Raw genomic sequence first — 24,666 nt, 5'->3', positions numbered from 1 at the left:
TGGCGATGGCGGCCTTCGGCTCCTCTTTCTGTCGCGGAACCCCCGCGTATGTCGTGGGCCCCCTGCGGGTTCGTCCGCGATCGGTAACAGGGGGTTCTGGCCAGGGCGTTCCTGTGAATTCATGGGGACACGGCATCGGCGCAGGCGACCAAGGGGCGGGCAGACATGGCAAAGCACAAGGGAAAGGGATGGCACGGCCGACTCCTCGCCGCAGGACTCGGGGTGACGGCGCTCGCCGCTGCCACCTCCATGTGGACCGCGCAGGCCGACCCCGCCGGTGGGCGGCAGCCGCAGGATCAGGTCGCGGCCGACGCCCGGCCCGTGGCCGAGGTGGCGGCGGACATCGCGCACGCCTCCGACCGAGGTGCCCAGGGCGTCAACATCACCATCGACGACGGCCCGGACCCCGTCTGGACGCCGCAGGTGCTGCAACTGCTCAAGGACAACGGCGTCAAGGCCACGTTCTGCATGGTGGGTACGCAGGCCAAGGCGTACCCCGACCTGGTCAAGAAGGTCGTGGCGGACGGGCACCGGCTGTGCAACCACACGGTCTCGCACGACACCGCCATGGACAAGAAGTCCGAGGCGTACCAGTCCCAGCAGATCCTGGATGCCGAACGCATGATCACCGAGGCGTCCGGAGGAGTCCGGCCGCAGTACTACCGCGCCCCCGGCGGTGCCTTCACCCCGTTCAGCCGGCAGCTCGCCGCGTCCAGGGGCATGCGGCCGCTGGGCTGGAACGTCGACACCAAGGACTTCGAGCACCCCGGAGCGGAGGCCATGGTCGCCACCGTCAAGAGCGAGATCTCCAACGGGCCGACCGTCCTCTTCCACGACGCGGGAGGCGAGCGCTCCCAGACCGTGGCGGCTCTGGGCGAGGTGCTGCCCTGGCTGAGGGAGCAGGGCTACTCCTTCGGCTTCCCCGTGCGGTAGGCGAGCACCGACCCCTCCCGGACGCCCGGCCGACCGGGCGCCGACAGGACGGACGCGCGGACATCCCTGCCGGACGACGAGCCATGGCCGCGGGCACCCCGCGCCGCCAGGCTTGCGGTATGACACAGACCGACGAAACGCCTACGGACACGACGAGCACCCGGAGGACCGTCCTGGTGACGGGCGGCACCGGCAAGACGGGCCGCAGGGCGGTGGCCCTGCTCCGCGAACGGGGAGTGGAGACCCGAGCGGCCTCACGGTCCGGGGACACCCTCTTCGACTGGACGGACCGGACGACCTGGCAGGCGGCCCTCGACGGGGTCGACGCCGTCTACATCGTCCCGCTGGACACGTCGCCCTCCCCCACACCCGCCTTCGTCGAGCAGGCCGTCGCGAGCGGAGTCCGACGGCTGGTGCTGCTCTCGGCCCGGGGTGTGGACGTGCCCGGCTACTTCGGCTGCTCGTCCGAGGTGGGTGGCCCCCACACGGAGGGCGAGGCGGCCGTCCGATCCTCCGGTGTCACCTGGACGATCCTGCGGCCCGGCTGGTTCGCACAGAACTTCAGCGAGGGCGTCTTCCTCGACGGAGTACGCGCCGGTGAACTGGCCCTGCCCACCGGCGACGGGACCGCCGCGTTCATCGACGCCGACGACATCGCGGCGGTCGCCGTCGCGGCCCTGACCGAGGACGGTCACGACGGCGAGCTGTACGAACTCTCCGGGCCCCGCGCGCTCGGCATCGCCGAGGTGCTCGACGAGATCGCCGAGGTGACAGGCGCGCACGCCGTCTACGTCCCGGTGGAGGAGTCCGCCTACCGGGCCGGGCTGGTGGCCCAGGGGCTGCCCGAGGAGGAGGCCGCGCTCTGGACCGACGCGATGACGCCGATCCGCACGAGCCAGGAGGCTCCGGTCACGGACGGCGTACGGAGAGCGCTCGGCCGCCCTCCGCGCGACATCGGCGACTTCGCCCGTGACGCGGCGGCGGAAGGCGTGTGGAGCTGAGGGACCCGAGTACGGTGCGGGCGGTGCTGGTGGTCCGGGCGGTGCGCCCGCGGTGCGGAGTCCTTGAGGGCTCCGGCGCCCCACGCCCCGCCCGGCGCCGGACTGGATCAGCCCGCCGGCACGGTCCGGTCCGGTACGCGGGTGGTGGCCGCCTCCTGGCGGTACGCGCTCGGGCTCTCGCCCCGGACCCGCTTGAAGGCCGCGCTGAAGCCGAACGCATCGGCGTAGCCGACCCGCCGGGCCACCGCCGCCACCGTCAGCTCCGGGCGGGTCAGCAGATCGGCGGCGAGGGTCATCCGCCACTCCGTCAGATACGCCACCGGCCCGTCCCCGACCAGCTCGGTGAAGCGTTTGGCCAGGGTCGTTCTCGACACTCCCGCCCGCCCCGCCAGCTCCGCCGTCGTCCACGGGTGCGCCGGGTCCTCGTGGATGGCACGCAGGGCGGGCCCCGCCACCTCGTCACCGAGTGCGCCGTACCACCCCGGCGGCTCGGCCTCCGGACGGTCGAACCAATCCCGCAGGGTGCACACCAGCAGCCAGTCGAGAAGCCGGTCGAGCACGGTCTGGTGCCCCGGCCGGCTGCCGACGATCTGGGCCTCCAGGTAGTCGCGCATCGGTGAGCAGTCGTGTTCGTCGGGCACCACCAGGACCGGCGGCAGAGCGCGCAGGAGCCGCTGCGGGACCTGGGTCCGTACGTCGAACGCGGCGGCCAGCAGCACGGTGTGGCCGCCGAATTCGAGATCCCGGGCCACCGGGTCCGACGCGCCGTCGCCCCAGCGCACCTCGCGCACGCCCGACGCCGTCCCCTCCGCCGGGTCGTCGGTGAAGGAGAACGGCGCGGGTCCCCGTACGACCGCGGCCTCGCCGAGCGCCACGTGCCGTGCCTCCCCGGCCTCCGGCACGATCCACCCGGCGCCACGCAGCGGGAGGCACAGAGTGAGGTACGCGCCGTCCGTGAAGCGCAGCGACCAGGGCGGCCGGAGCACCGAACGGCCGAACACCGCGCCCTTGCCCCGCACGCCCCGCAGCAACTCGTCGAAGACGTCCATGGCGTCAACGATAGGCAGGACGAGGGCGCCCCCGGACGATTACCTATGCATCGCAGACGGACGGCCATGTTTCCGGCTCCGTCGGCGCGATGGACTTGGCGCATGACAGCGCAGAGCACACACGGCACCTCGTCCGACATCCTCGTCCTCGGCGCCACCGGCAAGACCGGCCGCCGTCTCACCGCGCGGCTGCGTGACACGGGCACCGCCCGTGTCCGGGCCGCCTCCCGCTCCGGTGAGGTCGTCTTCGACTGGTCCCTGCCCCACACCTGGGGACCCGCGCTCGCCGGAGCGGGCGCGGTCTACCTCGTCGCACCCGATGACCCCTCACCTGTGCGGGAGTTCGTGCGGCAGGCGGAAGCAGCCGGGGTCCATCGCTTCGTGGCCCTCTCCGGCCACGGCATCGAGAAGGCGGGCGACGACTTCGGCCGGGGCATGGCCGCCGGTGAGGAGGCTGTCCGCGAGTCCGCTGCCGAGTGGACCGTCCTGCGGCCCAACAACTTCTTCCAGAACTTCGACGAGGACCTGTGGCTGGCGCCGCTCCGGGCGGGACGCCTCGGCCTGCCGATCGGAGAGATGCCGGAACCGTTCGTCGATGCCGACGACGTGGCGGCTGTCGCGGCGAGGGTGCTCACCGAGGAGGGCCACGCGGGCCGCACGTACGAACTGTCCGGCCCCCGGGCGATCACCTTCGCCGAGGCCACCCGGACGATCGCCGAGGCGGCCGGCCGGCCCATCCGCTTCGAGGAGCTCACCCCCGCCGCCCACCGGGCCGAACTCCTCGCCGAGGGCTGGCCGGAGGCCGCCGCGGACGCGCTCGGCGCCATGTTCGCCCTGCACCGGGCGGGCCACACGGCCGAGGTGACCGACGACGTCCGCCGGGTGCTGGGTCGCGAGCCCGCCGACCTGGAGCCGTGGGCACACCGCGTCGCCGCCCGGGGCACCTGGGCGCCGTAAGAGGCGCGGCCGTCATCGTCGTGTCGGGCTCGGATGCCCGGCGGGCTCCGGCCGCATGCCTCCCGCCGGCCTAGGACAGGTCGTCGAGCGGCCTGAGGAACCGTCGCTCGTAGCGCTTGATGCAGCGGGTCTCACGAGCCAGGTCGAACGCTTGCCGGCACTCCGGGTCGGACATGCTGTCCGAGCGGTACTGCTCGTACACGGCCAGACTGGGGAAGGAGAACAAGGCGTAGGCAATGTCGCTGTCGCCCTCACTCGGCAGGAAGTAGCCGTGGTGCGTCCCGCCGAACCGGTTGACGAGCCGGACCCAGCGGCGACCGTACTCCTCGAAGTCCTCAAGCTTGTCGGCGTCGATCTCGTACTTCAGGTGAATGGTGATCATGCTTGCATGATGCCGTGTCACGGACGGGTGCACCGTCCAGCATCCCGGGAGGCCGCTGGGGGCGGACCGGACGGTGACAAGGTGCTGCGTACAAAGAAGCACCCGGCCGCCGGCCTGGGGCTTTTTCATGGAGCGGGTGACCAAAATCGAACTCGCGCTCCAGGCTTGGGAATATCCCGGCATCTGATCGTCAGTTATGACGCTGAGCAGCTGAAATCCCGCCCCAGCAACGCTTTGCCGATGCCAGCGCACCACTCGAAGTGACCGTTCTTCACCCCTGTGCCTGGCACGTAGTAGCACGGGGCCCCGGCGAGGAATCCGTGCCCTGCCCTCCGCTGTCCCCACCTCCGTCCGCACCTCGGATCCGGACAAGGATGGTTCCTAATCCAGGACTTGTACGTGGCCCCGCAACCGGCCGCTCCGAGGCGCAGGGGCGGGGCACGGGTGCAGGGGGACGCGTGGTCGCGCACGCGCTGATCACCCACGGCAGGCGGCTGCCGCCGGGAGCGACGACACACACCCGCGGCAGCTCCTCCGCCGCAGGGCACCATGGAAGGATCGCGGCAAACCGGACATCGATCAGGCCGGTTCGAGAACTCTGTGCGGGGGAGAAGAGATGTCCCTACCGGAACCGGAACGCGAGGCCGAAGCGGCGGCGGCCATCGGCTTCGACCTGAGCGAATGCGTCCGGGAGCCCATTCACCGGCTGGGCATGATCCAGTCCCACGGCACCCTGCTCGCGGCGGAGGCCGACACCGGCACCGTGGACACGGCAGCACTGAACACGCTTCTCCTGCTGGGGATTGCTGCCGAGGAGTTGGTCGGAGGGCCCATCACGCGGGTCCTGTCCCCCGAGCACTGGGACGAGGCGCTCCAGGTCTGCGCTCAGCACGATGCGGCAAGCCTGGTCCTCCCCGTCTCCGTCGATGTGGCGGGCACCCCCCGGATGTTCGACGTGACCGCGCACCGGCACGGGTCTCTGGTCGTTCTGGAGTACGAGTCGCGCACCGTCGCGGCGCCACACTTCCCGCACTTCTACCAGGGGGTCCGGCGAGCTCTGACGCGTCTGCGGTCCTCGACGGCTGTAGTCGAGTGCTGCCAGGCGGCCGCCCGTGAGATCCGGGCTCTCACAGGCTTCGACCGCGTGGTCGCCTACCGCTTCGACGGGGAGAACGGGCCGGGAGAGGTGGTCGCCGAGGACGTCGCCGAGGGCCGCGAGCCCTGGCTCGGACTCTGGTTCCCCGCCAGCGACATCCCGCCCCAGGCGAGGAGGCTCTACCGCGACAACTGGATCCGGGTCATCGCCGACGTGGACGACACCAGCGTGGGTCTGCACCCTCCGCTCCGAGCGGATTCGGGCCTGCCACTGGACCTGTCGAACTCCGTGCTGCGCACGGTGTCCGGCTTCCACCTGGAGTACCTGCGGAACATCGGTGTGAAGTCGTCGATGTCGGTGAGCGTCCTCCGGGAAGGCGAGCTCTGGGGGCTGATCGCCTGCCACGGCCACGCTGCTGTCACCATCCCCCCGGAAATGCGGGCGGCGTGCGAGTTCTTCGGCGTGGCCTTCTCCCTCCAACTCGGCGTCATCGAGGAACGGGAGCAGGCCAAGGCACTCACCGCATCCCGCGAGCGCCTCGAACGGATCATCTTTCGGGTCACATCGGACTTGGAGGACTCACTCCTGGCAGGTGACGGCGCCCTCAGAGAGCTGCTGCACGCCGACGGCGCGGTGCTCTGCCGCGGTGGCCGGAGCACCATCAGCGGGATGAGCGTTCCTCCCGCACTGCTGGAGGCCCTTCGGGCACGCGCAGCAGGGCCGGCACCCGGCACGGTCTGGAGTACGGACCGCCTGTCGGAGGAGTCGGGTGATCAGGACGACCTGGTGGAAGACGGCCCGGCAGGGGCCCTGATGGTGACGCTGAGCCGCTCGGGCGACTACCTCGCCTGGTTCCGCAAGGCCCGCCCGACCACCCGCCAATGGGCCGCCGACCCCTCCAGGCCCGTCCAGGTCGGGCCACGGGGCGAACGGCTCACCCCTCGCGGCTCAGGTGCCGTATTCCGCGCGGTGGTACATGGACAGTGCCTGCCCTGGACGCCCACCGACCGTGCCACCGCACAGGAGCTCTGGCGCGTGCTGACAGGACTCGTACTGCGGCACGAGGCGGAGCTGGCAGCGTTGAACGAAGAGCTGCGCATCATCAACTCCGACCTCGACTCATTCGCTCACGTGGCAGCTCACGACCTGAAGGAGCCGCTACGAGGCATCTCCAACGCCGCGACCTTCGTCATCGAGGACGCCGCCGCGGAGCTCGATGCGACTACCGTCCGCCGGATGCACACCGTGCGACGACTGGCCGGCCGGATGGACGACCTGCTCGACTCACTGCTGCACTTCGCCCGACTGGGCCGAGGCGGGCTTCACCGCACCACCGTCCCACTGGACCGCGTACTGGATTCCGCGCTCGACGTGGCCGGCGAACGCCTGGCCGAAGCCCACGTGCGGGTCGTCCGACATGACCTGCCCGAGGTGTACGCCGATGAGAGCCGGCTCTACGAAGTGCTGGTCAACCTCCTGGTGAATGCGGCCAAGTACGCCGCTGACCAGGGTGACCGTACGGTCGAGGTCCTGGTCGACACGCTTCGCCCACCGTCCGGCGGGCCTCCACAGCAGACCGTCGTGGTCCGGGACAACGGCATCGGCATCCCGCCCGGCCAGCAGCACCAGGTCTTCGAGCTCTTCCGCAGACTGCACGGGCAGGGCGAGCGCGGGGGCGGCACGGGCGTGGGGCTCGCGATCGTCAGGCGGATCGTCGAGCGCCACGGCGGCGAGCTGTGGCTCGACAGCGAACCAGCCCGTGGGACGACGTTCTTCTTCACCCTGGGTCAGGAGGGAGGCTGAGCGGAAGGGCCCTCCTCCCCACCTCTCGCCTTTCTCTGCCAGTAGTCGACAGCCCTCTTCAGCACCGCGCTGAAGAGTTCGAAGTTGACCGGCTTGTAGATGTAGCTGTCGGCGCCTGCCGCATAGGTCGTGTCCACCTCGTCCGGCCCGGTGGACGAGGTGAAGGCGACGACGGCCACGCCGTCCAGTTCCGGCCGGGACCGGATCGACCGCAGCACTTCGGCCCCGCTGGGACCGGGCAGCTTCAGGTCCAGAAGGACGAGCCCCGGCCGACGAGGAGCTTCCAGCAACCGCTCGACGAATCCCGTCCCCCGGTCGGTGAAGTCCAGTTCCAGATCCGGATGGGTGCGACGGAGCGCCCGTGCGATGGCCTCGGCGTCCTCCGCCGAATCCTCCACCACCCAGACGAGGTCGTGATCGATCCTCTGCTCCCCGGCAGGCCCGCTCATCCGATGGACTCCGCCCGTGCGACGAGTACGGCGATGTCGTCGGCACCCGTCGCCCGGAAGTCCACAACAGCCTCTGCCAGCCGCTCGGCGAACCGCTGAGCCCCACCGGCACCCTGCCGCACGACCTCGTCCCGCAGACGCGATTCGAAGAACATCCCGTCGGCCGCTCTTGCCTCGGTCACTCCGTCGGTGAACATCACCAGCGCGTCCCCCGGCGCCAGGCGCACCGACCCGGATCCGTACTCGATGTCCTCCAGCACGCCCAGCAGATCCCCGTGGGCGAGGAGTTCCTCCACGGTGCCGTCCGCACGTCGCATCAGAGGGGCCGGATGCCCCGCACTCCAGTAGCGCGCACGGAACCCCCACCCGTGCGGTACCAGCACCGCTACGAGCGCCGTCACGAAGCGGGACGTGCCCTCCCTGACCAGGGCCTGGTTCAGCCGTTCCAGCGCGTGCTCGGGCGTACTGCCGTCCTCGAGAAGGGTGCGCAGGGTGTGGCGGGCCAGACCTGTCAGCGCCGCCGCCTCCGCCCCGCGACCGCAGACGTCACCGAGGAGGAGGGTCACACCACCCTGCGGCCTCGGGACGGCGTCGTAGAAGTCACCGCCCACGTCGAGCGAGACGTCACCCACTTCGTACGCGGCACTCAGCGTGATCCCCGGAACGAGCGGCAGCTCTCTCGGGAGCAGATGCCGCTGGAGAGAGACCACGTGGCGGCGCCGCTGTTCGTACAGGGTGCTGCTGTCGATGGCCAACGCCGCCCGGTCGGCCAGACCGGCAAGGAACTGTGAGGCCCCCTCGGCCACGACCGCCCGATGGTAGAGAAACGTCAGGGTACCCAGGACCCGGCCTCGGGCCTTGAGCGGGTTCACACTGATCGCCCGCACGGCGCGGCCCGCCCCGGACGAGGCGGGCCCGAAGGGCCCCCCGCGCAACCCCTCACCCTTCAGCGCCAGTGCCTGCCCGCTGCCGAGTACCTGCCGTAGTGACTCCGTCAGCCAGGCGTCCTCGGCCGCGACCTTGCCGAGCCATTGCTGGTCACCGGCGTCCATGTGCGCGAAGGACACGGATTTCAGTCCTTCGGGAAGAGAAAGATGTAGAACACACCCCTCGGCGATGGCGGGAACGGCCGTCCGAGCCACCCGCTCCAAGGTGCTTTTCACATCAAGGCTCGAATCCATCTGCAACGACGCCTCCGCCAGAAAGGCGTCACTCACCTGACGCACCTCGTCGGCGCGCCGCGCCGTGATGCGCCTGTCCGAGACCATGGCGACCTCGGCCACCTGCTTCAACCGGGTCCGCAGCGTCACATCGATGGCGTCCCTGTCCGCGGTACCGACCATGAACGAGGCCCAGCCGTCCTGCCCCAGGGGCACGGCACACTCGGCCAGGCTCCGCGTGCCGACTGCCGCCAGCACCTGGACGTGCGGCATGGCCCCGTCGAGCTCCGACACTTCGTGAACCGTGACAGCCGGATCACCGGCCGGAGCCCCGGCTGCGCCGGATTCGCCGTAATTCCGTTCGATTTCCACGAGCGATGACGTCGGCTCCGCCACGGTGACACTCCGCAGATAGTGGAGCAGCCCGCCACTCCAGCGGGTACCCACGACGGCCAGTACGCCGGGCATGCGGAGCAGCATGTCGTAGAGAGAGTCGGCCAGCCCCGTCACGTCCTGCGCATTCTCGGCGACGCGCCAGAGCTCATGCAGACGGCCTGACCACCATCCGTCATCCGCCTGACGTGAAGCCATGCCCTCGTGCTGCTCCACCGCTGATCCGCCGTCCCGTATCACCACTGTCGGCCCCGGCCCGTCATGGGAAACGCTATGCCACCCCGCCACTGAGCGCCTCCAGGCGCGGTCTTGGTGGCGCTCGGAGGAAGACGCGAGAGGCCGACCGCCACAGCCGTCACCCCTGCCGTCCTCGCAGGTCACGCTGCCCGTTCCGTCCGCCCGGACCGCGCGTCCGCGGCGGTGACCGACCCGCCCCTGCGCCCGGAGCCGTGCCTACGGCCGCCGGGCGCCTCCGAGCCGTGATCGTTCAGTTCGTCGGCGAGGTCTCCGGGTGCTGTACCTGACCGCTGCTGTCCGCGCCGCTGGGCACGGATGGGGCACGGCCGACCGAGGGGCGGGCAGCCCCTGTCGTGAACTGCATCCTGCCGAGCGGTCGGCATCCGTCAGGCCCTCAGTCCTCTTCGAGGCTGGCCGGGTCGGTCACGATCAGGCGTGCGGACAGCAGGTCTCGGTCCGGGCTGCGTGGCCGATGGTGATCGCCGGGTGGTGTGCAGCCGGGGCCGGGGTCAGGCGGGCGGGGTGTCGGGGCGGGCGTCGTACGCGGCGCGGGCGGCGTCGATGTGCGTCAGGTGGGTGATGCTCCACTCCAACAGGGGCGCAGTGGCTTCGCGGAGGGTCCTGCCCATCGGAGTGAGTTCGTAACTGACGTGCGGTGGCATGACATTGCGGACGGTCCGTGTGAGGATCCCATCGCGTTCCAGGCCGCGAAGGGTGACGGTGAGCATGCGCTGGCTGATCCCGTCGACGGCCCGCTTGAGTTCGGTGAAGCGGCGTGGTCCCTGGCTGAGGTTGCGCACGACCAGCAGCGACCACTTGTCGCCGACGATGCCGAGCACTTGACGGGCCTGGCACGGGTCCTCCGCCCGTGCCGCCCATGACTCGCCGCCCGCTGTGCCGTTCATGGTTACCTCCAGAGAACCAGGGCACGTAAATGTGCCTTATTGATCGGGGTGTGGCAGGTGCAGCACGATGATGGCGGTTCCCGAAGAGTACCGAGGCACAAACAGGAACCATCATGTCCCCGTGCCGTCACGCCCCGAAGCGGAAGAGAACTCCCTCATGGCAACCTTTCTGCTGGTACACGGCGCCTGGCACAGCGGCCGGTGCTGGGAGCGGGTGGTCCCACTGCTGGAGACGGCCGGACACCGCGTGTTCGCGCCCTCGTTGACCGGCTACGGCGACAAGGCACACCTGCTCGGCCCCGAGGTGGGGCTCGACACGCACGTCCAGGACGTCGTAGAGCTGATCCACGAGGAGGACCTGAGCGAGGTGGTGCTCGTGGGGCACAGCTACGCGGGGCTGGTCGTCTCGTCCGTGGCCAACGAGGTGCCGGAACGGATCGCGCATCTGGTGTACCTGGACGCGATGGTCCCGGAGCACGGCGAGACCGCCGTCGACGTGCAGCCCATCACCCAGAACCTGATCGACCTGGCCGCCAAGTCCGACAACGACTGGCGCATCCCGCCGCCGCCCGAGATGCCTCCGCCCCTCGGGCTGTTCGGGGTCACCGACCCGGCGGACATCGCATGGCTGCGTGCGACGCTCTCCGACCAGCCAGTGCGGTGCCTGCGGCAACCGGTCCGGCTGGACAACCCCGCCTTGGACTCGGTTCCGCGTACGCACATCCACTGTGTCGGCGCCGAGCCGGAAGGCATCGTGCGGCGGCCTGTCCCCGCGACACAGCCCAACGGCTCCCCGGCACGGATACGGGAACTGCCGACCGGACACGACTGCATGATCACCATGCCGGGGAACCTGAGCGAACTGCTGCTTGAATCCACTCTTCGTTAGCAGCCTTCTGATGCGGGTCTGGTGCGGGTCCCCTGAACGGTCTGGACAAGAAGGAAGCCCCCGGCCGCTGGCCTGGGGCATTCTCATGGAGCGGGTGCCGAGAATCGAACTCGCGCTCTGAGATTGGGAATCAACGGTTCTTGAACGAGTGTAGCGGCTCTGACCTGCATGTTTGCCTGGATCGGTCGAGGCTTACGTGGTCTATGGGCGCTGTGCTTGACCGCTGTTGTCCGCTCCGAAGGGCACGAGTGGGGCACGGTCGTTGTGGGCTGAGCAGCATGAGGTGCATCCTGCCGAGCACGTCCGGTCTGTCTGCGGCCCTCAGTCTTCGTGCGGAGCCTCCTGCTCCTGGAGTCGTTCGCCGATGTCGCCGGCCCATGTCTGTGCCCACTGCCGAAGCCTGGTGATTGCTTGCTCGTTGAGTCCGTAGGCGGCGAATTCCGTGTCGTCGATCCAGTCGGCCCCGCCCAGTCGAGCTTGCAGCTCGCTCAGGTCGAAGGAGTCGCGGGCATGGCGCCGTCCGAGCTCTTCGAGTCCGATGTGACTCCAGTGGTTCGCTGCGGCCTGAACGTCGATCAGGTCTCTGGCGAGCCCGCGGTCGGACAGCGCGCGGACCTTGGTGCCGACGACATCTTCGAGTGACAGCACCAAGCCGTGCTCGGTGTGCACAGGCGGTCGCCAGAGGGCTTCCTTGAGGATGTCGACTTCGCACTCTTCACGGCTGGTGGGATCGGTGACGATCAGGCGCGCGGACAGCGGGTCTGTTTCCAGAGCGCTGACCTGCCACCCGCGCTGCTCCAAGCCGATGCGCACGGCAGTCGCAATGTCCTCCATGCGCTCGGGGTTCTCGGTCGCGACGTCGAGGTCCTGGCTGAGCCGGTCGACCAGGCCGTGCGCTTGGACCGCGTAGCCACCGGTAAGCGCCAGAGGGTATGCACCGCCTACGGCAAGCACGTCTGCGAGCAAGCGACGGTGCAGGTCGGTGAGGTTCACGCCGAGGCCTGGGCGCCGTGAGCCAACTCGTCGAAGGCGCGTTCCCAGACTTCACGGACATCACGGCTGATCAGTGTGCGCAGTGTGGGCCACAACCTGACGAGGAGGCCGCGATTGAGATACCGGACCAGATCATCGTGCTGGCCCTCGGCCAGCACGATGCGGTAGTAGCTCATCCGCAGCCGGGGCTGATCGAGGTCGAAAGTGGTCAGTCCCGACCACGCCAGGTGGAGTGGCAGGCTCACTGTGCCGTGCTCGGGGCCGGCGAGCTCGGAGAGCGCAGCGGGTGCGCGCCGGGCAAACTTGGCACGGCGGAGATCGGAAAGGCTGGGCTGTGATGCCATACCCCGATTATCCAGGGGGGAGTCGCCGGGGGCCGACCGGACGGTGACAAGGTGCTGCATACAAAGAAGCCCCGGCCGTTGGCCTGGGGCTTTTTCGTGGAGCGGGTGACGAGAATCGAACTCGCGCTCTGAGCTTGGGAATCAACGGTTCTTGGGCTGCCAGAGGGGACCTGAACTGGGGTTTTGCAGCGGGCAGGTGGATGGGCCCCTGTCTCTGAGAGCCGTATCTGACCGCTGTTGTCCGCTCTGCTGGGCACGGATGGGGCTCGAGAACTGGCAGTGCGACGCGTGTTTCGGGCGGGCTGGCTGGTCAGAGGGGGATGACGCGGACCTGGTTGCCGCAGAGCGTGGTCATGTCATCGCTGTCGGACGTCAGCAGGGCGACGGGTTTCGGTTGGCGGAGCGCGACCTCGGCGACAGTGGCGTCGATGGCGTACTTGTGTCCGTGCAGTCCTGCGCCCTTGAGGAGCGCCGCCGCAGTCTTGGCCGTCTGTTCAGTGACCGGTTCTACCTTGACCCGGGACAGGGCCCAGTTCAAGCGAGGGATGTTAATACGGGAGTGGCTGACTTCCACGATGGTGTTCGCCCCGATCACGAGGTCGGTTCCCATGTCGTGGAAGACCTGCAGCATCGCGAGCAGCTTGCGATCCTGCTCGACCCAGGCGGAGAGCCCTTCCGAGTCCAGGACGACGGTTTCGATGCGCTCGCTCACGCGGCGTCCGCGTCCTTGGAAGAGCCGACGGAGCCAAAGATCCTCGCGCGGGCCTCGGCGAGCTCCTCGTCGCTGAAGCCTCCATGCTCTTCCTCGTGGCGGCGGAGGTCGTCGCCGAGCAGCTGGTGCCGGATCTGGCGGGCCACGGCTTCCGCTACATAGCCGGAGACGTTGTCCGTGAGCTTGCGGAGCTCCGCCACCTGGTCGCTGGGGAGCGTGACGGTGATGCGAGTCGTTGAGGACATACGCCAAGCATACTGGAGTATGCGCGCGATGACCTGTGAAATACGGACCATCGCCACTCTCCGTGATGTCGCCCGTGCAATATGGAGGGGACGCCACACGCCTTCGGCCACGTGAAAAGCTGGCGAATCCTCACCAAGCTCCGCCTCGACACCTGCTACGCCACCACGCTGCTGCGGGCACTGCTCGTACTCACGAGCCACGAAGTCCCTCGCTGACAGACGATTCACCATCGGCCCCCCGCCAGCGACTTCCAGGTTAACGATCTTCAATGGCGAGATCCCCATGCCGGCGCAGCGAGTGCGGAGTCGGGCTGGTCGCGCGCGTGGCGGCAGCGTTCCGGTAACGGACCGTCATCGCCCCAGCGCTGCACCCCCGTTCACATGCACGATCTGCGCCGTCATGTACGCCGCTTCAGGTGACGCCACATAGTGCACCGCGGCGGCGATGTCCGAGGGTCGGCCCGCCTGGCCCGTCAGCGACTGCTCGGTCCGGGCGGCGACGAACTCGGGCGTGGCCCGGTCGCCGAAGAACTCGGTGTCGGCGACGAAGCCTGGGGCGACCGCGTTGACGGTGATGCCCTGCGGGCCGAGCTTCTGCGCCAGGTCGACGGTGTAGGTGTTGACGGTGGCCTTGGAGCCGCCGTACGAACCGGGGCCGCGCAGCGCGGCGATGGACGACATCTGGATGATTCGGCCGCCGGGCCGGGTGAGGTGCGGCAGCAGCCCTTCGGTGAGCAGCACGGCGGTGAGGACGTTGGCCTCGAAGTTGCGGCGGAAGCTGTCCGCGACGCCTTCGAGGGTGCCGTCGTGGGCCGGTGCGACGTTGCCGCCGGCGTTGGCGACGACCACGTCGACCTGTGCGCCGCCCGCGCTGCAGAATTCCACGGCTCTGCGGACCTGGCCGGGATCGCTCAGATCGGCGGCGACCCAGGAGGCCGTTCCCGCACCATGCGCGGCGTCGAGCTCTCCGGCGGCCTTCTCCAGGGGCCCCTCGCGCCGCCCGATGAGGACGACGTGGTCGCCGTCCGCCGCAAAGACCTCGGCCACCGCCCGCCCGATCCCCGTACCGCCACCCGACACCACGACCCTGCGCTGCCCCACGACCCCACCCCATGTCCTCGGTTGTGAACGACGGTCACATCTCTGCCCGCCGCACGGTACGACCGCCGATCGTCGGAGTCAACGGGCAGGTGCCGCAGGCTCCTCACCCGGATGGCGGAGCCGCGAACCGATCCAACGTGCCCGACATCCGCCCCTTCGCCTCAGGTCACCCGATCCGGAACGGACCGTATCCACTGGCCCTCGGTCAGCACGATGCGGTAGTAGCTCATCCGCAGCCGGGGCTGATCGAGATCGAACGTAGTCAGTCCCGACCACGCCAGGTGAAGCGGCAAGCTCACTGTGCCGTGCTCGAGGCCGGCAAGCTCGGAGAGCGCTGTGGGCAGGCGCCGGGCGGGCAGCGGCAAGGTGCCGCATACAAAGAAGCCCCCGGCCGTTGGCCTGGGGCTTTTTCATGGAGCGGGTGACGAGAATCGAACTCGCGCTCTGAGCTTGGGAATCACCGGTGCTTGGGCAATTGAAATGCCTCTGACCTGCTTGTTCGGCCCGCTGAGGCGTGGTTGATGTGGTCTCTGGGGACCGTGCTTGACCGCTGTTGACCGGTGTGAAGGGCACGGATGGGGCACGACTGCTCGGAAGTACGCGGACATGGCGGGGTCGACGGTCCCTACGGCGTGCGTGCCGTCTATCGGCAACCTGGCCGCCGCCGACCTTGGCCAGGTCACCCGCGCTGTGAAGCGCAAGCTCAAGATGCTGCAGTACAGGCCGGAGGTAATCGATGGATGTCCGGCCGGCACCGGCCTGACCCTGCCGGCTTGGTCAGGCTGCAACAGTGAGGGGGCGTCCGCACTAGCGGATGCCTTTCCGCCCAGTAGATAGCCCCCGACCTGGGCTACGAGTGGACAGCAACACACTCTTGCTTCCCTCGGGATCCGTGGTGGGCATCGACGGGCTGCCAAGGGAAGGCGGTAGCAACCGCACGCTACCTCTGATACGTGTCCATACTTCTCAGGCAGGGAGACCGCTGGGCGGCCGAGCCGCACCCCATGACGCAGAGCTTTCAGCAGAAAATCTTCAGTAACGCCTGTAAGACCTGGCCGTAGTTGGACATACACAGGGAGGAGGGGATGTGGACACTACAGACGAGCAGCGCTTCACGGATCTGTACCGGCAGCACTACTCGGCACTTGACGCATACGTGCGTCGCCGGATCCACGCCGATCAAGTATCGGATGTGCTGGCGGAGGTCTTTCTCGTTGCATGGCGACGGCTCGACGAACTACCCGAGCCCACGGCTCTGCCTTGGCTGTATGGGGTAGCGAGACACACGCTGTCGAACGCCTACAGGTCCGAGGAACGTCGCTTCCGAATATTTGAGGCATTGGCCTCTCAGCCGATACGGAACTCCTGTGACCATGGCGAAGCGATAGTGCAGACGGCGAGTCTGGCAGTCGCTTTCGGCACACTCAGTGATGCAGATCAGGAGGTTCTGCGCCTGACGCTTTGGGAGGATTTGCCAGCCTCCCAGGCAGCAAAGGTCCTGGGCTGCAATGTGGGGACCTTTCAGGTCCGTTTGCACCGTTCTCGTAAGCGGCTCCGGAAAGCATTGGCATCAACATCAGTAGATGAATCTGACGTGCGGTTTACCACCGCGCCGCAAACAGGTGGGAGGTCGTGGGGTGGTGCAGATGCGTGAGATCGTCGAAAGGTTCCGCTCGTTGAACCCGGCGCAAGACAATGTCAAGCAGCCGGACGAAGCAGCCCTGAATCGGATCTTGGCCACTCCTCGTCGTACAGGAACGGAAAGGCGACACGTGCACTCTTCGACTCGCAGGTGGGTTCTGGCCTCTGCTGTAGCCGTGACTGCTATTGCACTCGGCTTGGTGGCCACTGACATCTTCGGCACTTCCCCGCAGCCAGCGTACGCGGTAACGCCAGCACCTTTGAAATATCAAGACAGTGATAGGTCCGCAACGGAGGTTCTGGAAGACATCGCGCATCGGGTCGAGGAGCTTCCTGATGGTCCTTCTCCCGTCAGCCCGGAGCGATTCACAAGAGAGAGTTGGTCGCTATCGACGCGAATCGACGGGATTCAGGTGACTTCGGCTGTTATTCCGGAGCGCAGGGAAACGTTGAAGTACCAAGACGGGTCCGAGAAATGGACCGTCCGAACTCAGACGCCAGAGTTTCAGTCGCAAAATCAGCGAGATGCTTGGAAGGATTCCGGAGCTATCGGTGAGGAACCGGAGAAGTATTCGGATTCGTCGGGGCCTGTGGACATGTCAGATGAAAGAAATCAGGAGGCGCCCATAACGCCTGAAGGTATGCGCCGTTGGCTCGCGTTGGGATACGAGTCCTCCGGTCCCGGTGAGCTGTTTGACTCGATTTCTGAGCGCTCATTGGACCGATCCTTCACGCCTCGCCAGCGAGCGGCCTTGCTTCGCTCGCTCAAGGGGACGCCCGGAATCCTCTACGAGGGAGTGGGTAGGGATCGAAGCGGGCGAGCTGGGAAAGCGTTTTCTGTGCAGTCGACCTATGGGGGCTTGCCCACAAAACACACGCTGATTTTCGATGAATCTACGGGGGCGCTTTTCGCTTATGAAGAAGAGCTGACCAGTGACGCTGGGGCGCTGAATGTGAAGCCGCCTGCGGTGGTGTTGTATGTAACCTATCTTGAGTCATGAATCGACGGAAGTCGACTGTTCCGGCTCTACTAATCGTGAGCCGGAACGGTCAACTCCATATCGAACTAGGATGTCCAAAAGCAGTCTGCCTTATTGTCATACCCGGAACCTACGTTACTGGATCGACTATGGGCGGCCTCTGTCCACAAGAAGAGACCATTTCCATGTGCGCTGCAACTGGGGTCGCTTCCGGTCACTGAGCGGTTCCTCACTTGAATGGTCTTTCCGCCCTTATTGGACCAGGATGAAGTCTTGTTCTCAAATCCGTAGTCGGAGAAGAAGACCGGATTGAAGAGGTCATGCGTGCCGTTCCACTGCAGGCGTCTGCCGCCGTAATTTGTGTACTGATAGAAGCAGTACCAGTCATTACCGAACGCTTCGGTGGGGCAGGCGTCAGCAGCTGCTACCGAGGCGCTGGGTTCCGGATCGTCACCCGCAGGTTCTTCCGTTGTGGCGAGGTTTCCCAGAGCGGCCACCTCGGCCTGAAGCGTCTGAGCGGCTGGGCTGCTCACCGGCGCCGTGGTCTCGCCAGGCAGAGGGAAGACCAGAATGGCTTCTCCGCCATTCCAGGCGATTTCGTTTCTGCTTATTTGAACGCCCCCTTGAGTGGTGGCGAGCACTTCGTTGATCTCCTGCTGTAGTGAGTCGGATCCGTCTGCTGCCTGCGCCTCACCAAGCGTCGCGAGGCTGAGCAGCGATGCGATGGCAACCCCAGCCATCCGTGTTCGTCGAGACATGAGACCCCTCCCCATTATTTCGCACTGAAGTTCCCCTGTGACAGGTAGATCTTGCCTCAGCGCGGTGCATTGCCGAGGAAGTGTGTACGGCCTTCACCTAGAATCCCCAAATGGAGTTCAATAGTCCGAGTTCGTCGAGGGAGTGCTGCACTGGGGTCATCGGAGGTGAAGTCGACGGGCAGCGTGGAGGCCGGGCGGCTCGATGCCACCCACTCCTTGGGGCGCCAGCCACACCGGCCTTACGCGGGAACGGGTCGAGCCCACCGCGGCGCCTACCCCTGAGGACGACCGTCGACCGTCGGCCGCGCCTCATGGGCGCCGCCGACGGTGGGTTCGGAGGGTCGTCAGGCTGCAGCAGCGGCTTCGCGTCCCCTGCGGGTACGGCGGTGGAGAATCTCGTCGAAGGTGTCGCGGGCCCCTCTTGGGTCGATGTAGTGCATCGCCAGGAGGGCGGCGATGACGGCACCGACCAGGTCGTTCTGGACCTCGGACCAGGCGTGGTCGTCGCCGCAGGTGGTGAGGCCCTTCAGGCCGTGGAGGGCGTGCATGGCCTCGCCGGCTTCCTCTGCGACCTTGCCGACCTGGAGGGCTTTGAGCTCCTCGTCTGGCAGGTGGGCGCCGGCCGTTCGGCAGACGGCGGAAAGCTTCTCAATGTTGTCCCACAGGGTGTCCACGTCGGACCTCCATCGATGGTTCGGCTATTCCTGTGCGGGTCGTCCGAGCTGGCGTACGGTCCATCCGGCCATGCGCCAGGCGTCGGCGTCGATGAGGTTGCGGAGGTCGACGAGGACCTGTTCCACGACCAGTGGGGCGAGGGCCTTGGGGTCGGCCTCTCGGAAGTGGGGCCATTCGGTGGCCAGGACGATCAGTTGGGCGCCCTGGACGGAGTCGTCGAGGGCTTCGGCGTAGTCGAGCTCCGGGTGCCGGCGCAGTGCCGTGGGCACGGCGTGCGGGTCGTGGACGGTGACGGTCGCGCCGCGCTGGTGCATGAGCGCGGCGATCGCCAGGGCCGGGGATTCGCGGACGTCGTCGGTTCCGGCCTTGAAGGAAGCGCCCCAGACGGTGATGCGTACGCCGTCGACGGGGTGGCCGAGGGTCTGCTCAATGAGCTTCAGCGCAGCGGTGGGGCGGGATTCGTTGACCTGCTCTGCCGCCCGCAGGAGGGTTGCTGCCTCGATGGCCCCGAGGGTGCTGGCTGAGGCTGTGAAGGCGCGGACGTCCTTCGGGAGGCAGCCGCCACCGTAACCGGGGCCAGCGTTAAGGCCGCCGCGTCCGATACGGGGGTCCAGGCCGATGGCCTCGGTGAGTTGCTGGACGTCGGCTCCGGCAGCGGTACACATGTCGGCGACGCCGTTGATGAAGGAGATCTTCATGCCGAGGTAGGCGTTGGCGGCGCCCTTGATGAGTTCGGCGGTGGCGGGGTCGGTGACGAACAGCGGGATCCCGTTTGCCAGGAGAGGTGCGTAGACCTGGCGTACGGCGTCCTCTGCGCGGGCCGAGGGGACGCCGACGACGATTCGGTCGGGTCGCAGGGTGTCGTCGATGGCGTGGCCCTCGCGGAGGAACTCCGGGTTCCAGACGACCTCCACGTCCTCACCGGCCGGGGAGAGACGCGCGAGGAGTGCGCCGAGGTCGCGTGAGGTGCCGACGGTGACTGTGGACTTGCCGATGATCACCGTCGGCCGAGACAGGTGCGGGGCGAGGGCGCGGGCGGCGCCGAAGACCTGTCCGGTGTCGTAGCTGCGTCCGTCCGCGTCGATCGGCGTGCCCACGGCGAGGAAGTGGACGTCCGCGAACTCGGCCGCCTCTTCGAGGCTGGTGGTGAACCGCAGTCGTCCGGTGGCGGTGTGGGTGGTGAGGAGTTCGGGCAGGCCGTCCTCGTAGATGGGGCACTCGCCGGCGTTGAGGCGGTCGATCTTCGCCTGGTCCAGGTCTACGCCGATGACCTCGTGGCCGATCTCGGCCATGGCAGCGGCGTGGGGGATGCCCAGGTGACCGCAGCCGATGACGGATACGCGCATGGGGTCGACGCTCCTTTCCTTGCCTCTCGCCCGCCCGGTGAGTCCGGGCCGGCCGGGTGCGTCACGCTAGCGTCACCACCCGGCGCGGCCCTCTTCGTGCAGGTAAATCAACCAGCGTGCTGCTTCAGGAGATTGACCAGTGCGGGCAACGCCCCAGCGGCGGTTGCCCGGCACACCAAGTCACCGTCCTGGGGCCCCTCCAGCGGGTACGGCATGAACTGGCCGTCGTGCCAGAAGCCCTCCGGGTCGAGGTAGACGATCTGCATGCCGCGAGCACGGGCGCGAGCCTGGACCTTGCGTCGGTCGGCGTGCAGGCCGACGACGAGGAGTGCCTTGGCGCCGTCGACCCACTCGACGTCGGGTACGGCTTGGTCGTAGCGGCGCATGAAGCACTCGTCGAGCCCGGCCCGCGCGGCGAGCACGTCGAAGTTGTTGGTGATGACCGGACCGACGAGGTGCCCGGCGTCCTTCAGTTCCTTCAGTGCCCACATGGCTGGGGTCGGCTCGGCCAGGAAGCAGGCACGGAACATCTCCACGAATTCCGCCGTCTTCTCCTCCGGCTCCGTCAGCACCTCATGGAGGAGTGTGTCCGCTGTCGGGGAGAGGGTGAAGCGGTGCTCCCGCGGCTCGTGGCCCTGGCGGTCGGTGACCCGGTAGATCTCGTGGAGCCGGTGCAGGGGCGGGATGCCCGCCTCGACCGACGTACCGCATCCCATCTCCACCTGGAACGGTCGCAGGTTCGCGAGGACAGATAGGTCCGGCACGCGGGTCGGCGTGCCGGGGCGGTCTTTGAACCGGATTCCGGTGGAGAGCACGTTCCACGGCAGTTGCCGGACAGCGGGCGGCGGCGCGTAGGCCACGGAGGCGATCTGCACGTCCAGGCTCCGGTAGCCGGCTGGGAGGGTGCGGCCCGCAGAGGCGTCCTGAGGGTGGACGTCGTACTCGGTGATCCGGCACTTCAGATCCCGTCGGGTCCATAAGAATCCACCAGGAGCCTCCTTCCAGCCGCCAGCGGCGAGCGAATCCCACAGGGCGTCGTGGTGCGCGGCGACCTCGTCGGCCGGGGCGGACGCGGAGTGATAGAGGTACAGGTCGGTCAAGCCGATGGCCGGCGCAGCCGTGGTGGGCACCAGGCCGTACCGGTAGCGGTAGTGGATGATCCGCCGCCGTGCGTCGTCGGAGGCCGCCCAGCCGGACTGGCCGGCGGTGGCCTTCTCCTGGGTGCGGCGCCAGATGCCTTCTTCGATGTAGCGGGGGCGGTCGGCGTCGCCGAAGTACGTCTTCCAGACCTGCTGCTGGTCGGGGACGAGCTGGTCGATGACGATGTACGGGATGTCCATGATCCCTCCCTGGGGAATCACGCGTGGATGTTCCAGATGGCTGACGAGGTGCAGGCCGTCCCGCCCCGGGCAGCCGAAGCCGCGCTGAGCGGGGCGGTTCTTCAGCGCCGCTCGACGAGAGAGCAGCGTGGGAGGCTCCGGCGGTCGAGCGCGGGCAGACGGCGGCGGTGCCGGGAAGGGCCTCAGCGGTCGGAGGGCAGGCTCGCGTCCGGTGCGACGGCGGTGGGGCGATGGCCGGCTCCTTCAAGGAGCGGGGCGGCGTGCTCACGCAGTGCCCAGGCCGGGCCGACCAGGCCGGCGACGGCCAGGAACGTGAGCGCGATTCGACCTCCGTGGTCGGCCCGTGCGGTTGTGGACGCGGCGATTCGGGCATGGCGGCGCCGTGCCCCGGTCACGAGGTGCCGCCGAGGGCGCGTTCGTGTGCATCCAAGAGGCGGCTGGTCTGCGCGTACAACCGCTCCAGCTCCGCCGTGGTGAGGATGAGGGCGCCATTGAGGGTCGAGCCGTCATCGAAGTGGAACTCGACGGGAACTGACCCTTGCCGGGCCCTCGGATCGTAGACCGCGTCCCGGCCTGCCAGCAGCGTGGCGTGGGTGGCCTTCACCGGCACGGGCCTGAGCGTCGTCCCGTCGGCGGGCGCGGACCACTGGGTCCCGCCCCCAGGCGGGCGCAGGTGGTAGGTCGTGGCGGAGCCCTCACCGGGGAGAGCGACCACGACCCCCACACGGTCCTCGCGGGCGCTGTCGGTGGCGAGGTCGCCAAGCTGGGGAACGAAGGGAGCTGCGGTACCTAACCCGGATCCCTGCGAGGGAAGGTGGGGAGAACGTCGTCGCGTCATGCCCTGAAGTTAGGGACAGGGCAACCCTCGAATATGAGCCGGAGGAATACGACCCCTATCCGTCCAGGTGAAAGCGGTCGGACATGCGCCGCAGCTTCTCTCGCGTGGCTGCTCGTTCCGCGTAGACGATGCTGCGAAGCGTCGAACGGGCGATGGGGTGGTTCCGTACGAGCTGGGGCGCGATCCGCTCGGCTGTCTCCAGTTCGGCCAGGGCCTTTCCCCGGTTCCCGTCCCACAACCAGGCTCGCGCGACATCCATGTGGTGGTGTCCCTGACGGGAGTTGGGCAGCGACCCGACCAGGTCTGGGCTGGTACGACGGTTTATCTCCAGCGCCTTGCCCTGCTTGCCCATCTCCAGGGCCACGCTGATCGCGTGGATCTGCACGTTCCCGGCGGAGAACGTCAGCGAATGCCGGTCGTACACCGGTGCCCCGACATACGCGTCCATGCGCTCGGCAGCGGCCCTCGCGTGTCCGATCCGGTCCTCGGCCTCCGAGGCTCGGCCGGCTCGGGCGGCGGAGACCGCAGCCCGTAGCTGCAGCGTGCCCCAGGCCCGCACGGCCAGCGGCTCACCACGGTCGTACTCCTGCTCCACCGAGGTGATCGCCTTGTCCGAGAGCGTCAGAGCGTCGGCCCAGTCAGCCGTTGCCCACATGTCCCAGACCCTCATCCAGTCGGCGACAGCGGGCAGCACCGGATCTCCCGACAACCTGGCTGACCATGCGGCCCGCTCGCAGGCCATGGCGACCAGTTCGGGGTGCCCGAGGGAGTGGGCGGCGGTGTGTGCGAACTTGCAGCACACGGCGTAGATGGCATACGCCTCCTCCCGCTCGTGCCCCTCCGACTCCTCAGCCAGGGCGCGCGCCTCGCGGAACAGGTCCGGGAGAACGCGGAGAATCGCCACGTTGGAAGCGGTGTCCCGCAAGCGGTGTAGCCGGGTCACCTCACGCCACAGCTGTGATGCGGGCCGCGGAGCCCCGTCGAAGACGGGGACGAGGTCGTAGCGGCGCAGCTCGCGCAGGATCGACGAGGCGGCAACCTGCCACTGGTTGTCGTCCGGGGAACTGCTGTACGGCCGCCCGATCAGGTCGTTCGGATGGACATGCAGCTCCGCGGCCACTTGGTTGAGTAGCCCGACCCGGTCGAGCTCGATCAGGCCACGTTCCATCTTCGAGACCCAGCCCTGCGACTTCCCCAGGGCCGTCGCCAGGTCGGCCTGCGGCATACCCAACCGCAGCCTCGCCCTGCGGACGCGCTTGCCGATCTCCTCGGCTTCCTCCAGCATCAGGACACCTCCCGGCCGCCGGACGATCCGGCGCGATCGCCGGTCTGTCCGTACAGAGTTCGTCTCCAGCACGGTACCCATGACGCGGCTTGCGCGTGAGTCCCGCTGTCGGGACAGGGATGCCACAGCCGCGTTCCCTGCTTCGCCATGAAGTGCCGACACGAGGCAAGGGGACTTGTGCCCTATCGGCGGCCGGCCCGTCCGAGCCAGGTGCCCAGTCCTCCGCCGTTCCACGGCAGCGGATCATGTTGATGAGGAACACACCACGTTGCATTTCGCCGGAGGCAGCCAGTGACCGTCGTGACCGTCTTGCACCCGGGATCCATGGGCGCGGCGGTCATCGCTGAGTTAGTCGCCGGCGGCCATGAGGTGCTGTGGGTGCCCAAGGAGCGCAGCGAGAACACGTGGCGCCGAGCGAGGGAGGCCCGCGCCACACCTTGCGACTCGCTCGCGGAAGCGCTGTCCCGTAGCGCGGTGGTTCTCTCGGTCTGCCCACCGCAGGCGGCGGAGGACGTGGCAGCGGCCGTGGCTCCGCACGCCTTCGCGGGGGTGTACGTCGATGTCAATGCCATCAGTCCCCAGCGCGTGCGGCGCATCGCCGACGAGATCCGTCCCGGCTCCGAGGTCGTCGACGGCGCCGTCTTCGGTCCGCCGCCAGGTGAAGGGCGTACGGCACGGCTCTATCTCGCAGGGGCTGGCCCCGCCGTCGACCTGGTGGAGCCGCTGTTCGCGAACTCTTCGCTGGATGTGCGCCGGGCAGGCGAGGCCATGGGTTCCGCTTCCGCCCTGAAGATGGCCTTCGCCAGTTACCAGAAGGCCGCTCGTACTCTCGCAGGCGTCTCCCACGCGCTCGCACACGCCCATGGAGTCGGCGACCAGCTCACGGCTGAAGCCGAGATCATGGTCTCGGCGATCCTCTCCGATCCGGGATTCCTGCCGAGCGTGGCTGCCAGGGCCTGGCGCTGGGCGCCCGAGATGGAAGAGGTCGCCGATACCCTCCGGGCGGCCGACCTGCCCGCCGACATGGCCGAGGCCACGGCTCGGGCCCTTTCGTTCTGGGAGCAGGACAAGGACCAGTACGACTTGCCGGTCGCGCAGGTCCTCTCTCAGCTCCGGTCGGGAAGAACTGCTTGACCTTGCTCCCGCTGAGAGCG

At 68.1% G+C, this 24,666-nt stretch carries 24 protein-coding genes and 2 pseudogenes; 9 read left to right on the top strand and 17 right to left on the bottom strand.

The window, feature by feature from the left end:
- The first annotated feature begins 165 nt into the window (after positions 1–165).
- Both OG488_RS18050 and OG488_RS18045 read left to right on the top strand, forming a co-directional pair.
- Positions 166–933 carry a polysaccharide deacetylase family protein gene (locus OG488_RS18050; protein ID WP_329230500.1) on the top strand — a complete coding sequence of 256 codons (768 nt, stop codon included), beginning with the start codon at positions 166–168 and terminating at the stop codon, positions 931–933.
- A 119-nt stretch (positions 934–1,052) separates the two neighbouring features.
- Positions 1,053–1,934: an NAD(P)H-binding protein gene (locus OG488_RS18045; protein ID WP_329230499.1), complete on the top strand. Its 882-nt coding sequence runs from the start codon at positions 1,053–1,055 to the stop codon at positions 1,932–1,934.
- A 107-nt stretch (positions 1,935–2,041) separates the two neighbouring features.
- Here the strand turns inward: OG488_RS18045 and OG488_RS18040 are convergent, their stop codons facing one another.
- A complete protein-coding gene (locus tag OG488_RS18040) occupies positions 2,042–2,983 on the bottom strand; it encodes an AraC family transcriptional regulator (RefSeq protein ID WP_329230497.1) in 942 nt (313 codons plus the stop codon).
- A gap of 102 nt (positions 2,984–3,085) precedes the next feature.
- On the opposite strand from OG488_RS18040, the gene OG488_RS18035 reads away from it, so the two are divergent.
- Positions 3,086–3,940 carry an NAD(P)H-binding protein gene (locus tag OG488_RS18035; RefSeq protein WP_329230496.1) on the top strand — a complete coding sequence of 285 codons (855 nt, stop codon included), beginning with the start codon at positions 3,086–3,088 and terminating at the stop codon, positions 3,938–3,940.
- A 70-nt stretch (positions 3,941–4,010) separates the two neighbouring features.
- Here the strand turns inward: OG488_RS18035 and OG488_RS18030 are convergent, their stop codons facing one another.
- Positions 4,011–4,322, bottom strand: a complete 312-nt coding sequence (locus OG488_RS18030) for an NIPSNAP family protein (protein WP_329230494.1) — start codon at positions 4,320–4,322, stop codon at positions 4,011–4,013.
- Positions 4,323–4,938: 616 nt separating this feature from the next.
- Here OG488_RS18030 and OG488_RS18025 point away from each other — a divergent pair.
- Complete coding sequence (locus OG488_RS18025; RefSeq protein WP_329230492.1) at positions 4,939–7,221, top strand: ATP-binding protein; 2,283 nt, start codon at positions 4,939–4,941, stop codon at positions 7,219–7,221.
- Here the strand turns inward: OG488_RS18025 and OG488_RS18020 are convergent.
- The 3 genes from OG488_RS18020 to OG488_RS18010 form a co-directional block, all read right to left on the bottom strand.
- On the bottom strand, positions 7,206–7,670 hold the full coding sequence (locus OG488_RS18020) for a response regulator (RefSeq protein ID WP_329230490.1): 465 nt from the start codon (positions 7,668–7,670) through the stop codon (positions 7,206–7,208). The two genes, OG488_RS18025 and OG488_RS18020, sit on opposite strands and share 16 nt — an antisense overlap.
- Complete coding sequence (locus tag OG488_RS18015) at positions 7,667–9,421, bottom strand: PP2C family protein-serine/threonine phosphatase (RefSeq protein ID WP_329230488.1); 1,755 nt, start codon at positions 9,419–9,421, stop codon at positions 7,667–7,669. The genes OG488_RS18020 and OG488_RS18015 overlap by 4 nt, the downstream gene beginning before the upstream one ends.
- A 548-nt stretch (positions 9,422–9,969) precedes the next feature.
- Positions 9,970–10,365 (bottom strand): winged helix-turn-helix transcriptional regulator, encoded by a 396-nt coding sequence (locus tag OG488_RS18010; RefSeq protein ID WP_329230486.1) that lies wholly within the window; start codon positions 10,363–10,365, stop codon positions 9,970–9,972.
- Between the two features lie 157 nt (positions 10,366–10,522).
- Here OG488_RS18010 and OG488_RS18005 point away from each other — a divergent pair, with 157 nt between their 5' ends.
- Entirely contained in the window at positions 10,523–11,254 is a 732-nt protein-coding gene (locus OG488_RS18005) for an alpha/beta hydrolase (protein ID WP_329230485.1), read from the top strand.
- 321 nt (positions 11,255–11,575) lie between these two features.
- On the opposite strand, the gene OG488_RS18000 is transcribed toward OG488_RS18005, so the two are convergent.
- The 6 genes and pseudogenes from OG488_RS18000 to OG488_RS17975 all read right to left on the bottom strand — a co-directional run.
- Positions 11,576–12,247: a nucleotidyl transferase AbiEii/AbiGii toxin family protein gene (locus OG488_RS18000; RefSeq protein WP_329230483.1), complete on the bottom strand. Its 672-nt coding sequence runs from the start codon at positions 12,245–12,247 to the stop codon at positions 11,576–11,578.
- Positions 12,244–12,591 (bottom strand): transcriptional regulator, encoded by a 348-nt coding sequence (locus tag OG488_RS17995; protein WP_329230481.1) that lies wholly within the window; start codon positions 12,589–12,591, stop codon positions 12,244–12,246. Before OG488_RS17995 ends, OG488_RS18000 begins: the two co-directional genes overlap by 4 nt.
- Positions 12,592–12,901: 310 nt before the next feature.
- Positions 12,902–13,303, bottom strand: a complete 402-nt coding sequence (locus OG488_RS17990) for a DNA-binding protein (RefSeq protein WP_329230479.1) — start codon at positions 13,301–13,303, stop codon at positions 12,902–12,904.
- Positions 13,300–13,548, bottom strand: coding sequence for a type II toxin-antitoxin system CcdA family antitoxin (locus OG488_RS17985; protein ID WP_329230478.1), 249 nt, complete (start codon positions 13,546–13,548; stop codon positions 13,300–13,302). The genes OG488_RS17990 and OG488_RS17985 overlap by 4 nt, the downstream gene beginning before the upstream one ends.
- Positions 13,549–13,899: 351 nt before the next feature.
- On the bottom strand, positions 13,900–14,649 hold the full coding sequence (locus OG488_RS17980) for an SDR family NAD(P)-dependent oxidoreductase (RefSeq protein ID WP_329230476.1): 750 nt from the start codon (positions 14,647–14,649) through the stop codon (positions 13,900–13,902).
- Positions 14,650–14,843: 194 nt separating this feature from the next.
- Positions 14,844–15,014: pseudogene (locus OG488_RS17975) on the bottom strand (transcriptional regulator); the annotation flags it as partial.
- Between the two features lie 280 nt (positions 15,015–15,294).
- Here OG488_RS17975 and OG488_RS39280 point away from each other — a divergent pair.
- The 3 genes and pseudogenes from OG488_RS39280 to OG488_RS17965 form a co-directional block, all read left to right on the top strand.
- A pseudogene (locus OG488_RS39280) lies at positions 15,295–15,486 on the top strand (hypothetical protein); the annotation flags it as partial.
- 250 nt (positions 15,487–15,736) lie between these two features.
- Positions 15,737–16,303 carry an RNA polymerase sigma factor gene (locus OG488_RS17970; RefSeq protein ID WP_329230475.1) on the top strand — a complete coding sequence of 189 codons (567 nt, stop codon included), beginning with the start codon at positions 15,737–15,739 and terminating at the stop codon, positions 16,301–16,303.
- Positions 16,296–17,291 carry a hypothetical protein gene (locus tag OG488_RS17965; RefSeq protein ID WP_329230473.1) on the top strand — a complete coding sequence of 332 codons (996 nt, stop codon included), beginning with the start codon at positions 16,296–16,298 and terminating at the stop codon, positions 17,289–17,291. The genes OG488_RS17970 and OG488_RS17965 overlap by 8 nt, the downstream gene beginning before the upstream one ends.
- Positions 17,292–17,356: 65 nt before the next feature.
- Here the strand turns inward: OG488_RS17965 and OG488_RS17960 are convergent, their stop codons facing one another.
- From OG488_RS17960 to OG488_RS17935, 6 genes are all read right to left on the bottom strand, one after another.
- Positions 17,357–18,028: a peptidase inhibitor family I36 protein gene (locus tag OG488_RS17960; protein ID WP_329230471.1), complete on the bottom strand. Its 672-nt coding sequence runs from the start codon at positions 18,026–18,028 to the stop codon at positions 17,357–17,359.
- A 344-nt stretch (positions 18,029–18,372) separates the two neighbouring features.
- Complete coding sequence (locus OG488_RS17955; RefSeq protein WP_329230470.1) at positions 18,373–18,702, bottom strand: MazG-like family protein; 330 nt, start codon at positions 18,700–18,702, stop codon at positions 18,373–18,375.
- Positions 18,703–18,726: 24 nt separating this feature from the next.
- A complete protein-coding gene (locus tag OG488_RS17950) occupies positions 18,727–20,049 on the bottom strand; it encodes a UDP-glucose dehydrogenase family protein (protein ID WP_329230468.1) in 1,323 nt (440 codons plus the stop codon).
- A gap of 107 nt (positions 20,050–20,156) precedes the next feature.
- A complete protein-coding gene (locus OG488_RS17945) occupies positions 20,157–21,389 on the bottom strand; it encodes a hypothetical protein (RefSeq protein WP_329230466.1) in 1,233 nt (410 codons plus the stop codon).
- A gap of 391 nt (positions 21,390–21,780) precedes the next feature.
- Positions 21,781–22,104 (bottom strand): hypothetical protein, encoded by a 324-nt coding sequence (locus OG488_RS17940; protein WP_244167327.1) that lies wholly within the window; start codon positions 22,102–22,104, stop codon positions 21,781–21,783.
- Positions 22,105–22,282: 178 nt separating this feature from the next.
- On the bottom strand, positions 22,283–23,512 hold the full coding sequence (locus OG488_RS17935; RefSeq protein WP_329230462.1) for a helix-turn-helix domain-containing protein: 1,230 nt from the start codon (positions 23,510–23,512) through the stop codon (positions 22,283–22,285).
- A gap of 291 nt (positions 23,513–23,803) precedes the next feature.
- Between OG488_RS17935 and OG488_RS17930 the strand changes: the two genes are divergently transcribed.
- The gene (locus tag OG488_RS17930) at positions 23,804–24,646 is read left to right on the top strand and encodes an NAD(P)-dependent oxidoreductase (RefSeq protein ID WP_329230460.1); all 843 of its coding nucleotides are present in this window, start codon (positions 23,804–23,806) and stop codon (positions 24,644–24,646) included.
- The last annotated feature ends 20 nt before the right edge of the window (positions 24,647–24,666 follow it).

The organism is Streptomyces sp. NBC_01460, from assembly GCF_036227405.1.
In the GTDB taxonomy this organism is placed as follows: Bacteria; Actinomycetota; Actinomycetes; order Streptomycetales; family Streptomycetaceae; genus Streptomyces.
This window is presented reverse-complemented; position numbering and strand designations above follow the sequence as displayed.